This window comes from Actinacidiphila sp. bgisy160 (assembly GCF_057707815.1).
In genome coordinates, this window is record NZ_JBYIQW010000093.1 from 1 (window position 1) to 12743 (window position 12743).

Annotated in this window: 8 protein-coding genes; 3 read left to right on the forward strand and 5 right to left on the reverse strand. The window is 72.6% G+C overall.

Annotated elements, in window-relative coordinates; all coding sequences use genetic code 11:
* Nucleotides 1–60: 60 nt before the first annotated feature.
* A complete protein-coding gene (locus AC3EUJ_RS36060; RefSeq protein ID WP_488180998.1) occupies nucleotides 61–3366 on the reverse strand; it encodes a S8 family serine peptidase in 3306 nt (1101 codons plus the stop codon).
* Nucleotides 3367–5157: 1791 nt separating this feature from the next.
* Between AC3EUJ_RS36060 and AC3EUJ_RS36065 the strand changes: the two genes are divergently transcribed.
* Nucleotides 5158–5502 carry a hypothetical protein gene (locus AC3EUJ_RS36065; RefSeq protein ID WP_431969065.1) on the forward strand — a complete coding sequence of 115 codons (345 nt, stop codon included), beginning with the start codon at nucleotides 5158–5160 and terminating at the stop codon, nucleotides 5500–5502.
* Nucleotides 5503–5522: 20 nt separating this feature from the next.
* Here AC3EUJ_RS36065 and AC3EUJ_RS36070 read toward each other — a convergent pair whose 3' ends face one another.
* Both AC3EUJ_RS36070 and pepN read right to left on the reverse strand, forming a co-directional pair.
* A complete protein-coding gene (locus AC3EUJ_RS36070; RefSeq protein WP_431969067.1) occupies nucleotides 5523–6497 on the reverse strand; it encodes a hypothetical protein in 975 nt (324 codons plus the stop codon).
* 245 nt (nucleotides 6498–6742) lie between these two features.
* On the reverse strand, nucleotides 6743–9322 hold the full coding sequence (gene pepN / locus AC3EUJ_RS36075) for an aminopeptidase N (RefSeq protein ID WP_431969068.1): 2580 nt from the start codon (nucleotides 9320–9322) through the stop codon (nucleotides 6743–6745).
* Between the two features lie 144 nt (nucleotides 9323–9466).
* Between pepN and AC3EUJ_RS36080 the strand changes: the two genes are divergently transcribed.
* Nucleotides 9467–10108, forward strand: coding sequence for a DsbA family oxidoreductase (locus AC3EUJ_RS36080; protein WP_431969070.1), 642 nt, complete (start codon nucleotides 9467–9469; stop codon nucleotides 10106–10108).
* Nucleotides 10109–10123: 15 nt separating this feature from the next.
* Here AC3EUJ_RS36080 and AC3EUJ_RS36085 read toward each other — a convergent pair whose 3' ends face one another.
* The gene (locus tag AC3EUJ_RS36085; protein WP_431969072.1) at nucleotides 10124–10825 is read right to left on the reverse strand and encodes an HAD family hydrolase; all 702 of its coding nucleotides are present in this window, start codon (nucleotides 10823–10825) and stop codon (nucleotides 10124–10126) included.
* Nucleotides 10826–10881: 56 nt separating this feature from the next.
* The gene (locus AC3EUJ_RS36090) at nucleotides 10882–11811 is read right to left on the reverse strand and encodes a carbohydrate kinase family protein (protein ID WP_431969074.1); all 930 of its coding nucleotides are present in this window, start codon (nucleotides 11809–11811) and stop codon (nucleotides 10882–10884) included.
* Between the two features lie 262 nt (nucleotides 11812–12073).
* Here AC3EUJ_RS36090 and AC3EUJ_RS36095 point away from each other — a divergent pair, with 262 nt between their 5' ends.
* Entirely contained in the window at nucleotides 12074–12667 is a 594-nt protein-coding gene (locus tag AC3EUJ_RS36095) for a biotin transporter BioY (RefSeq protein WP_431969076.1), read from the forward strand.
* The last annotated feature ends 76 nt before the right edge of the window (nucleotides 12668–12743 follow it).

The following is a 12743-nucleotide window of genomic DNA, read 5'->3' on the forward strand; positions in this document are numbered from 1 at the left end:
CCCCCCCCCCCCCCCCCCCCCCCGCCCCCTCAGGCGGTGATCAGGCCGGGTGGCCGCGGGTCAGCCCGCGTTGACCTTGTCGATCAGCACGCTGCCGGTGCCGGCGACGGTGCCGTCGGCGTTGAGCAGCTGAACCTCGCCGAAGAACTGACGTCCCTCGGGAGCCGGGGCCGCGACCAGGACGTTCGCCGCGACGTTCGCGGAGGCGCCGTTGGCCAGCGGAACGGTCGCCGCCTCGTCCACGGAGACCGAGCCCAGCGTCGTCGAGTAGAAGACGTCGCGGTAGTCGTACTCGGTGGTGCCGGCCGGGACCGAGTAGCCGTCCACCTGGATGGTGTACGTGCCGGCCGCCGGGTTGGCGATGCTCACGGCCTCCTCCGAGTCGCCGTCCGCGGACTGCGCGACCTGCGTGCCGTCGAGGAACACGGTCAGGTCGAGGTCGGCGGAGGTGTCGGAGGTGCCGCCGATGGCGACATCCAGGCGGGACGCGCCGGCGGGGACGACGACCGTGCTGGTGACGCTGTCACCGTCGGCGATCGACTTGCGCGACGCCGCGGCGGAACCGAGCGCGCCGCCCTTCAGCTTGCCCTGCACCGGGGCGTAGCCGTTGGTGACCTTCCACGAGACCGGGGCGGCGGTGCCGACCGTGGCCTCCTCGACGGTCTGGACCTCGGGGTCGAAGGAGACACCGAGCGCGGTCGCGGTCAGGTCGTACGGGTTGTTCAGCACCGGCGAGGTACGGCGCGCCTCGACCTCGATCTCCCACACGCCCGGGATCGGGTTGGCGTAGGAACGCAGGTCGGGACGGCAGCCGTTGGTGGTGGTGTAGTTCGGGTAGCAGAACGTCGTCGTGGTGGTGTCCGCCGGGACGCCCCACGGGGTGATCGCGATGAAGCGGGTCTGGCTGCCGGTGGCCAGGCCGCCCATCTTGATCTCGAGCGTCTTGGCGCCCTCGGGCACGGTCACGAAGTAGGACTTGGTGCCGTTGCGCTGCACCGAGCCCGCGGCCTTGACCGCGAACGACGGCTTGGCCTGCGGGGCGGCGACGACCACGGTGTTGAGGATCTGCTGGTCGGTGCCGCGCGTCGCCGGGTCGTCGACCGTCAGGATCGCGCTGTGCAGGCCGGTCGAGCCGGGCTTGGCCTTGACGCGCACGGTCACCGGCTTGTTCAGCGGCAGCCACACGTTGTCGTAGTCGGCGAAGCGGAAGGTGCCGTCGTTGTTCACCCACTCCAGGTCGTGCCGGATGGACCGGTTCGGACCGGTGGTGCGGGTGATGGTGACGTCGTACGTCTTGGTCTGACCGGCCTTCAGGCCGCCTTCGCGGTCGTAGATGCCGGTGCCGTGCCCCGGGGTCGCCAGGAACTGCGACAGGGCCGTGGCGACCGGCGCCTTGACCGTGTAGGTGTGGGCGGTGGCACCGGCCTTGATCAGGCGCCAGGCGTCCACGATGTCGATCAGGCCGGAGCCCTGGGCGTACGCCGGGACGTCCTTGATCTTGTGCGCCGTGCTGGTCAGCGCGGTGCGCAGGGTCGCCGGGGCCAGCGGGATGCGGGCCTGCTTGGCCGCGGACAGCAGCAGTGCGGAGGCGCCGGCCGCCTGCGGGGAGGCCATCGAGGTGCCCTGCAGCATGGCGTAGCCGGGCGGCAGGCCGTAGCCGGCCTCGGCGACCGGGCCACCGGGCTCCCAGGTCGGGATGGTGTTGATGGACGCACCCGGCGCGGAGATGACCGGCGCGAAGCCGCCGTCCTCACGCGGACCGCGCGAGGAGAAGGGCATCATGTCGTACGCCTTGGTCACCTGCGAGCCGTAGTTGGCCGCCCAGGTCTCCTTGGAGATGGTCGCGCCGACGCTCAGGACCTTGTCGGCCAGGCCGGGGTCGCCGATGGTGTTGGCGCCGGGGCCGCTGTTGCCGGCCGAGATGACCAGCTGCACGCCGTACTCGTCGATGAGACGGGTGTACAGCTGCGCACGGGCGTTGTTGCCGTCGTTCAGCGCCGGGAGACCGCCGATGGACATGTTGACGATGTCCACACCGCGGTTGACCACCAGGTCGATCATGCCCTCGGTCAGCGCCACGTTGGTGCAGCCGCCGGACCAGGTGCAGGCGCGCGAGGAGACGATCTTCGCGCCCGGGGCGGCACCGTTCATCCTGCCGCCGAACAGGCCGTTGGCGGAGGTGATGCCCGCGACGTGGGTGCCGTGCTCGGACTCGATGACGCCGATGTTGACGAAGTCGGCCTTCTTGCCGACCCAGGTGCCGCCGTACGGGTCCGTCGGGACGTCCTTGCGGATCTCCACCACGAAGGGAATCCGCTCGGAAATGGCCGTGGCGGGGTCGTCGGTGCCGAAGTAGCCGATCTGGAAGCCGTCCTTGTACGGCTTCATCTCGGCGTCGTCGGTGAAGTCGCCGTTGTCGTTCAGGTCCAGCCGGACGGTGCCCTTGGCCGGGTCGTAGAGCAGGCCCCAGAGGTCGCTGGTGTCGCCGTCCCGGTTGAGGTCGCCGGCCATGTCGCCGCCGGCGGTGGCCGACTCGCGGAACACGCTGACCTGCTGCGAGGCGTCGGGGGCGGTCCAGGTGCGGGTGCCCACGGTCACGGTCGGGCCGTTGGTCATCCGGCGCCAGGTGGCGTCGCCGTCCAGGATCGGGTCGGTCGCGGTGACCCAGTCGACGATCTTGCGCTCGCCGGTCGTGGTCTTCTGCAGCGCCGGGTGGCCGAGGTCGACGCCCGAGTCGAGGATGCCGATGGTGACGCCGCGGCCGTCGGCCTTCGGGTTGTCCTTGACGAAGTCCACCGCGCCGGTCTCGAACGCCGGCTGGTAGGGGTTCTTCGCCGGCGTCTTCGCATCGGGACCCGGGTAGGTGGCGGAGCCGCCGCCGTGGCCGTGGCCCTTGGAGGAGCCCTTGCCGCCGTCGGCCGACGGGGACGGGTCGTCGAGGACGATCTCCTGCTTGAGGTCGATCGCCTGCACGGACGAGAGTTTCTGCGCCGCCGCGATCGCCGCGTCCGCCGTGCCCGTCGGGACGGTGGCGCGGACGTAGCCGAGGTCGTCGTAGGTCTTGTCCACCGACGCGCCCTTGAGCGCGTCGAGCTCGTCCGAGACCTGCTCGGTGGAGCCCTTCTTGGTGGCGATCATGAGGGTGACGTTCTTGTCGCCGCCGGCCTTGGCCTCGGCGAGCAGTTCGGCGTCGGCCGCTCCGAGCTTGTCGGCCGCGGTCTTCACCGCCGCGTCCGCGGGGTCGCCGGTCGTGTCGGCGAAAGCGGTGGAGGCGGAGATTCCGGTCGTCGTCAGCGCGGCCACCAGGCCCGCCGCGAGCGCGACACGGACCACGCGTCTCTTCCCGCGTATGTGATCGAGAGACATGGGCATCCTGTTCAAGATTTGGGCGCCAGTTGACCGACACATTGCGGCATCTGTGGGGTTGTTGGGGAGTGCCGTAGATGGCGTAAGACCGACATGACGCGAATACGTCAAGACGCCGGGACTTGTGCCGGGGCACGAAGCATGCCCAACCGGCCCATTGCGTGCGCCCGCGGGATTCTCCGGCTCCCGACGCGGCACAGCGCGGGGGCAGTTGACGAACACCGCAGGAGCGTCCGGTCACTTGCTGAGCCGGACGCCGGTGACCTGCGGGAGGACTGCCGATCCATGTCCAAGGACGGGTGCCGGACGTTCCGTTCCCGTTGCACCGCAGGCCACCCCGGGTGCCAACGATCCGGTGAGGAGCGGCACCGCGGTGCCGCCGCAGCCCCGCCCACCGGGGGAAACCCGCCCTGCCTGGTCCCGTGCCCGCTGCCGCCCTCAGCCGCCGTGACGTCCTGATCGCCTCGGGTGTGGGCGCCTTCGGCACCGGGCTCGGTTTCGCGCGCGTTCCCGGTTCGGGAGACGCGAAGGCCGCGCCCCGCTCGCCGAACCGGCCACGGGACCCGAGTCCCGCCCGCCGTCCGTCCCCGCGACACCGGCCGCGCCCGCAGCGGTGCGGCCCTGCACCGCGGGCACCACCCTGCACTCCGTCTCGGCCCCGCGCGGCAGGGAAGGGCTACCGCCGGCTGGGCGACGGCCCCGGCTGGAAGCGGGACGCCCGCACCGAGCCGGCCGCCGCCCGGAGCGGCCGCGCCGAGCGTCGTACGACCCTGTCCTGCTTCGTGCAGTTCACCGCCCCGCACCTCACGGACGTGCAGAACCCGCGGCGTCACGAGTTCCCGCGCTTCCCCTCCGCCGGCCGGCGTCGCCAGGAGGCGCTCACCAACGCCGGCGTCGTCTGTCTGGTCGAGCGGGTCGACGCGCTGCGGCACGGGCCCGCCACCGGCACGCCCATCGGTTCCGTCATGACCACCGGCGACAACACCGGCGACGACTCGCGGGTCGAACCGGACTGGTTCCACGCGGTGATGAGCGGTGGCCGCCTCACCCCCGACTCCGGCGACCCGGACCACTACGAGGGCGTCCAGGACTCCGGGCTGAGGGCTTCCGGCAGCCGGACTCCGCCTGCGCGACACGGACAAGGCGGTGGGCTTCCCCCGCCTGCCCGGGTTCCTCGCCGCCGCGGTCCGCGAGCTCAACAGCCCCGGCCCGCACGTCCCGTGGTACTCCACCACCGGCAACCACGACCAGCTGTACGGGGGCCCGTACGCCGCCTCGTCCTGCTTCCACGACCTGGCGCTCGGCTCCGCCAAGTTGTTCCGGCTGCCCCCGGCCGAGGCCGTCAACGCGTTCCTGCGCAAGGGGCCCGATCCCCAGGGCACCCGTTTCCGCCAGGCGTGCAACCACCGCAAGAGCAGCGCCCGCGCCGTCACCCCCGACGAGCGCCGGGCACCGGTCACCCCGCGCGAGTACATCGCCGCCCACCTTGACCCGCACACGCCGGCGCCGGTCCCGTGGGCCACGGCTGCACGACGGCCGACTCGACTCCGGCCGGATCCAGTGCACGTTGCGGATCTCCGACGGCGTGCTCGGCGTCAGCCTCGACACCATCGACCGCGGCGGCGACTACCGCGGCTCACTCGGCACGGGCCGGCTGAACTGGCTGGACCGGACGCTCATCGCGCACGCCGACGCAACCGTGCTGGTCTTCAGCCCCCACCCCAGCTGGTCGTTGACCGACCTGGTCCGCGACCCCGCCCGCCCCTGCGAGCGCCGCACGGCGGTGACGAGGTGCTCGCGCTGCTCGGCCGGCACCGCAACGTGGCCGCCCGGATCAACGGGCACGGCCACAAGAAGAAGATCGTCCCGCAGGGCACCTTCTGGGAGGTCTCCACCGTCTCCCACGTCGGCCACCCCGCAGCCGGCCAGGATCGTCGGGCTGACCGACGACCGCGACGGCACGCTCTCGCTGCTCCGCACGCCCTCGTGGAGTCCGCGGCCCCCTACCGCACCGACTTCACCGACCTGTCGCAGACCGGGCTCGCCGCGCTCCACCGCGAGCTCTCGCGTTCAACGCGCCAGGGGCCCGTACGCTCTCCGGCGAGCCGGGCGACCGCAACGTGGAACTGCTGCTGAAGAAGCGCTGACCGCTGCGCTCACCGCGGCAGCACCACCACCCACGACGCGGGGTTGCGGTCGGCCGCGGCCATCAGGGCCGTGCGGACGACGGTGGCCTGCTGCTCCAGGGACTCCCGGAGCTTGCGGGGGGTGATGTGCACGACCGAGATGCCGAGGCGCTCCAGGTGCTCGCGCTTGCGGGCGTACTCGGCCCACAGGGCGTCGTCCTCCTGCCGGGGCACGCGCGAGTCGAGCTCGACCGCGACCGCGTGCTCCGGCCAGTACGCGTCCACGCCCCCCAGGTGCGGGCCGCCCGGCAGCCGCAGGTCCACGTTCCACAGCGGATCGGGCAGCCCGAAGCAGCGCACCATCGTGTACAGCCGGTTCTCGGCGATCGCGCGGCCCTCGGCCACCAGCGCGTCCACCGCCTCCACCACGTGCGGCCGGGACAGCAGACGGGTCCGGCTCAGCTCCGCGACCAGGGCCGTCGCCTCGCAGTGGCCGCCGCGCACCGCCTCGGTCAGTACCTGGCGCACCGCCCGGGCGTCGTCCAGTTCTTCCACCGCGTCCGCCAGCGCCCGGGGCAGCGGCGCGCACGGCACGCCCTGCACCTCCTGCGGCCGGGGCAGGGCGGGGGTGCGCACCAGCCCCACGTCGCCGATGGCGCGCAGCCGGCGCTGCCGGGTCACCAGCAGGTCGATCCGGTCCAGGCCGACCAGCGGCGGTACCGAGGAGAAGCGGTGCAGGGCCAGTGCCGCCAGGCCCGTGACCATCGCCTCGCGGCCCGCGTAGAGCAGTGCCGCCCGGACCCGCTCGTCGCCGGTGGGCCGGCCTCGGTGCAGGACGTACACCCGCGGCAGCACCTCCTGCCAGGGCCCGCCGGGGCGGCAGCGGGAGGCAAGCGTCTCGGGGGTCACACCGTGCTCCCGCAGCTGGCGGGCCGACAGCACGGTCGGTCGGGTGCGGGAGAGGTGGTCGAGGGGGCGGGGGCTGAGGGGGATGTTGTGGTTCATGGCGGGTGGATTCCCGCTTACCTCAGGGGGTCTAACGGCTGTTACGGTTCCGTCGACAAATGCGGACATCACCGCACTAAAGTTCAGACGTTCGGTTGCCGAATGCGATTTTTCACCTATCCAGGTGACCGACCTGCTCTCACCTGCCCCCCAACCCCGGCGATGCTGCCGCACCACCGGGGCCGGGCGGTACCCCCTCTACGCCATTGGGGTGACCGGTCACCTGTTCCCTTCCGGGAGGGACGTCAGGCCGCCCCCGCCGCCGCGTCCCGCTCCTGCGCCCGCAGCGCCCGCGCGAGGTCGTCACGGCACTCGGCGACCAGCCGCCGCAACGCCGGCGGCGCGTCGGCATGGCCGGCCAGCCAGGCGTCGGCCGCGTCGAGCGTGGCGGGCCGGTCCTGGTGGTGCGGGAAGAGCCCGCGGACGACGGCCATGCCGATCTCGATCGAGCGCTCCTTCCAGATCCGCTCGATCACGTCGAAGTAGCGGTCCGCGTACGGGGCGAGCAGCTCGCGCTGACCCGCCTGGTCGAAGCCCGCGATGGTGGCCTCGACGAGCGCGTTGGACAGCGTGTCGGACTCCACGACCGATGCCCAGCACTGCTCCTTGACGGCCGCGGAGGGCCGCGCCGCCAGGCAGCGCACCTGGTGCCGCTTGCCGGAGGCGGTGTCGTCGCGGGCGAGCTCCGCCGCGACGTCGGCCTCGTCGGCCGCTCCGCCGGCGGCCAGCGCCTCCAGCAGCACCCAGCGCAGCTCCTGGTCCACGTCGAGCCCGTCGATCTTCTCGGTGCCGTCGAGCAGCCCGCGCAGCACGTCCGTCCCGGCGTCCCCGGCGGCGACGGCCGCGTGGAAGCGGGCCCAGGCCAGCTGGTGGCCGCTGCCGGGGGCCGCCGCGCGCAGCTCGCGCAGCGCACCGTCCGCCAGCTCGCGCGCGCCCTGCTCGCGCCAGGCGGGCGCCGCGTAGTCGTTCAGGGCCGTACGGGCCTGCATGTGCAGCCCCTGCAGGACGCCGATGTCGGTCTCGGCACCGGCGAAGCGCAGCACCAGGCCGAGGTAGTCGCGGGCGGGCATCAGCCCGTCGCGGGTCATGTTCCACACCGCGGACCAGGCCAGGGCGCGGGCCATGGGGTCACTGAGCGAGCCCAGGTCCTCCCGGACCGTGGCCAGGGAGTCCTCGTCGAAGCGGATCTTGCAGTAGGTCAGGTCGTCGTCGTTGACCAGCACCAGGTCGGGCCGCTCCGCCCCGGCCAGCTCGGCCACCACCGTGCGCGGGCCCGCGACGTCGGTCTCGGCGCGCGCGTAGCGTTCCACGGTGCCCTCCGCGGTGCGCCGGTAGAGCCCCACCGCGACCCGGTGCGGGCGCAGCTCGGGGTGCGAGGGCGCGGCCTCCTGCAGCACGGCCAGTTCGGCGATCCGCCCGTCGGCGTCGTACGAGAGGTGCGGAGTCAGCGAGTTGACGCCCGCGGTCTGCAGCCAGGACCGCGACCAGCCGGCCATGTCGCGCCCCGAGGTCTCCGCAAGCACCGACAGCAGGTCGCCCAGCTCGGTGTTGCCGTAGGCGTGGCGCTGGAAGTAGCGGCGCGCCCCCTCCAGGAAGGCGTCCCGTCCCACGTAGGCGACCAGCTGCTTGAGCACGCTGGCGCCCTTGGCGTAGGTGATGCCGTCGAAGTTGAGCTTGGCGTCCTCCAGGTCGCGGATGTCGGCCGTGACCGGGTGGGTGGAGGGCAGCTGGTCGGCGCGGTAGGCCCAGGCCTTGCGGCGGTTGGCGAAGGTGATCCAGCCCTCCTTGTAGCGGGTGGCCTCCACCAGCGAGAACGCGCCCATGAAGTCCGCGAAGGACTCCTTCAGCCACAGGTCGTCCCACCACCGCATGGTGACCAGGTCGCCGAACCACATGTGCGCCATCTCGTGCAGGATGACGTTCGCCCGGCCCTCGTAGGACGCCTGGGTGACCTTTCCGCGGAAGACGTACTCCTCGCGGAAGGTGACCAGCCCCGGGTTCTCCATCGCGCCGATGTTGTACTCGGGCACAAAGGCCTGGTCGTACTTCCCGAAGGGGTACGGGTAGCCGAAGTGGTCGTGGAAGAAGTCCAGACCCTGCTTGGTGACGGTGAAGATCTCGTCGGCGTCGAAGTACCGGGCCAGGCCCTTGCGGCACAGCGCGCCCAGCGGGATCTCCAGCTCGGAGCCGTCCGGCAGCGCGCGCCGGTAGGTGTCGTGGACCATGTGGTACGGACCGGCCACGACCGCCGTGATGTACGTGGAGATCGGGCGGGTCGGCGCGAAGTGCCGGGTCTCGCCGTCGTCGGAGACCCCGGTCACGCGCTCGTTGCCCAGCACCACCCAGGACTCGGGCGCGGTGACGGAGAAGGTGAACGGCGCCTTCAGGTCGGGCTGCTCGAAGTCGGCGAAGACCCGGCGGGCGTCGGCCGGCTCGTACTGGGTGTAGAGGTAGACCTCACCGTCCTCGGGGTCGGTGAAGCGGTGCATGCCCTCGCCCGTGCGGCTGTAGGCGCACTGCGCGTCCACGACGAGGACGTTGTCCGCCGCCAGGTCGTCCAGCGTGATCCGCGCTCCGTCGAAGACCACCGTCGGGTCCAGTTCCCGGCCGTTGAGCGTCACCGACGTGACGGAGGGTGCCAGCAGGTCCGCGAAGCTGGACGCGCCGGGCTCCGTGCAGCGGAACCGGACGGTGGTCACGGACCTGAACGTCCGCTCCTCCGGGCGCAGCGCCGACCGGAGGTCGAGGGCGACCTCGTAACCGTCCACGGCCAGCAGCCGTGCCCGCTCTCGGGCCTCGTCGCGCGTGAGGTTCTCGCCGGGCACGGGGTCTCCATTCGTCTCGCCTTGTGGACGCCACGCATCTTCGCACGCGGCATCACGCCCCGGCACGCGGGAATGGGCTCGGCGATCCCTGGTGTTCCCCTCTGAGACCCGAGCACGGATCAGTCATGCCCCGAGGAGATTCCTGTGACCGAGACCACGACCACCCCCACCCCGGTGGACTTCTGGTTCGACCCTGCTTGCCCCTGGGCGTGGATGACCTCCCGCTGGATGCTGGAGGTGGAGAAGATGCGCCCCGTCGAGGTGCGGTGGCACGTGATGAGCCTCGCGGTGCTCAACGAGAACCGTGAGGAGCTGCCCGAGCAGTACCGGGAGTTCCTGACCACGGCCTGGGGCCCGGTCCGCGTCTGCATCGCGGCCGAGCAGAAGTACGGCAGCGAGGTGCTCGGCCCGCTGTACACCGCGCTCGGCACCCGTATCCACAACCAGGGCCTGGGCCACAAGGACCACGACGTCATCGTCGCCGCCCTGGAGGAGGCGGGCCTGCCGGCCGACCTCGCCGACTTCGCCCGCAGCGACGCCTACGACACGGAGCTGCGCGCCTCGCACCAGGAGGGCATCTCCAAGGTCGGCCAGGACGTCGGTACCCCCGTCATCGCGGTGCCCGGCGCCGACGGTGAGCAGATCGCCTTCTTCGGTCCGGTCGTCACCCCGGCGCCCAAGGGCGAGGCCGCGGCCCGCCTGTGGGACGGCACCCTGCTCGTCGCGTCGACCCCCGGCTTCTACGAGATCAAGCGGACCCGCGACCAGGGCCCGGTCTTCGACTGAGCCGGCCGGCCCGGGTCAGAAGTGCCGGAGCAGTTCGGGGAAGGCCGCCAGCCGCAGCACGCGCTCGTCGGCCGGGTCGAGCTCGGACTGCTCCAGCACCCAGGTGTTCTCGTTGGGGATGAACACCGCGCTCATCCCGGCCTCGCGCGCGGGCAGGATGTCGGACTTCGGGGAGTTCCCGATCATCCAGCTCCTGCCCGGCGCGAAGCCGTACTCCCCCAGCAGCGCGCGGTAGGTGCCCGCGGCCTTCTCCGGCACGATGTGCACCCCGCGGAAGTGGCCGGCCAGCCCCGAGGCCGCCACCTTGCGCGCCTGCTCCTCCTCGTCGCCCTTGGTGAGCAGCAGCAACTCGTGGCGGGTGCCCAGCTCGTCCAGCGTGTTCGCCACGCCGGGCATCAGCTCCACCTTGTGCTCCACGAAGGCCACCGCCAGCTCGTCCACGCGCAGGCGTTCCGCCTCCGTCACCGGCCGCTCCCGCAGCCGCTCCAGGCACTCGCCGAGGCTGCGCAGGAAGACCTTGCTGCCGTAGCCGTGGACGACCGCGTTCGCCGCCTCGATCTCGTTCAGCAGCGCCCTGATCTGCGCGCGGTCCAGGACGGGATGGTCCACCCAGTCCAGGAAGTCCTCTATGACCCGCTCGAAGACCACGTTGTTCTCCCACAACGTGTCGTCCGCGTCGAAGACCAGTACCTGCCCAGTCAGCCGTGCCTCGTCCATCCCGCGAGGGTAACCAGTGCCCCTGTCCGGCGGCCCCGTATTTTCCCGGCGCGGCGCTATGCGTGCCGTGCGGCGAGCGCCGCGTCCAGCTCCGCGCGCGACGGCGGATCGGCGCCCACCCGCGTGCAGTTGAGCGCGGCCGCCGTGACGCAGCGCTCCAGTACGGCGGCGAGTCCCTCCGGCGAGGCCGGGACGCCGTCGCCGGCGATCGCGTCGAGCAGCGCCGCCTGGAAGGCGTCGCCCGCGCCGATGGTGTCCACGACGTCGACCTCGGGCGCGGCCACCCGTACGAGGGCGGCGTCGGTCACCGCGAACGCGCCGTCCGCGCCCAGCGTGACCACCGCCAGCCCCGGCCCCTCGGCGAGCAGTGCCCGGGCCGCCTCGTCGGGGGCGAGCCGCGGGAAGAGCCAGGCGAGGTCGGCGTCGCTGGCCTTGACCACGTCCGTGACCCCGGCCAGCCGCAGGCACGCCCGGCGGTAGGCGAGCCGGTCGGGCTGGACGGCCGGCCGCACGTTGAGGTCGGCGACGACGGTGCGCCCCGGTACGGCGTGCAGGTCGCGGCAGAGCTCCAGCACCCGCGTCGCGCCCGGTTCGACCACCGCGGCGAGTGAACCGGTGTGCAGCACCGCGGTGTCCGCGGGCACCGGCAGGTGCTCCGGGTCCCACGCCGCCAGGAAGTCGTAGGAGGCGGAGCCGTCCCGGTCCAGGTAGGCCATGGCCAGCGTGGTGCGCCCGGCCGGGCTGGCGGCGCGCACGACCTCCACCCCGGTGGACTCCAGGTGCTCCCGCACCAGTTCGCCGGGCGGGTCGTCGCCCCACGTGGTGACCAGGGTGGTGGGCCGTCCGAGCCGCTGCAGGCCCACCGCGACGTTGGCCGGGCTGCCGCCGGGCACCGGCGTGACCTGCCGCTCCCCGGAGCGCCACAGCAGGTCGACGAGGACCTCGCCGACGACGCCGACGCGGGAGGGGGAGGACGGAGCGCTCATGCGGGCAGCATAGGAGGCCGCCGTACGGGCGCCGGAGCGGCGTCACGCCCGGCCGCGGCGCCGCTGCGGCGATGGTGGGAGAAGCATTGGAGAAACCCCACTAAGGCCCAGGTGACGAAGCTCACGTCCGGCGCCGCATCCTTGTAGGAAGGCGACCAATGCCGTGATCAGCCCTTTGTGATCGGCGGACGATGATCGGGGAGGGCGGCGCGGGTTAACGTCACGGTGTCCCGAACCGACCCTCACCCCGCGGAGTCACCCGATGGCCAGCGCAGTTCCCGCCGCTACCGCCGTACGGACCCACCCGGTCCTCGCCGACCTCATCCCCGCGTCGCGGCTGCGCGACGTGGCCTTGGTGACCGGTGGCGCCGTACTGACCGGCCTGGCCGCGCAGTTGTCGGTCCCCGTCCCCGGGTCGCCGGTGCCCGTGACGGGGCAGACCTTCGCCGCGCTGCTGGTGGGCACCGCCCTGGGCGCGCGCCGCGGCTTCCTGGCGCTCGCGCTGTACGCGGTCGCCGGTGTCGCCGGGGTGCCGTGGTTCGCTGAGGGGTCGTCCGGTGCGGCGGCGCCGAGCTTCGGCTACATCCTCGGCATGGCGCTGGCCTCGGCGCTCGTGGGCGCCCTGGCCCGGCGGGGTGCGGACCGCGGCGTGTGGCGGATGGCCGGCGTCATGGCGGCCGGAAGCGCCGTCACCTACGCCGTGGGTGTCCCTTACCTCGCGCTGGCCGCCCACCTGACGCTGGGCCAGGCCGTGGCGCTGGGCCTGACCCCGTATCTCATCGGCGACGCGCTGAAGGCCGCCCTCGCCATGGGTGCGCTGCCCGCCGCCTGGAAGCTGGCCGGCCGCCGCGGCTGACCGGCCACGACCTACGACGCACCCGGGTGGGGGGGGGGGGGGGGGGGAAGACCCCCCCCCCCCCCCCCCTTCTCCC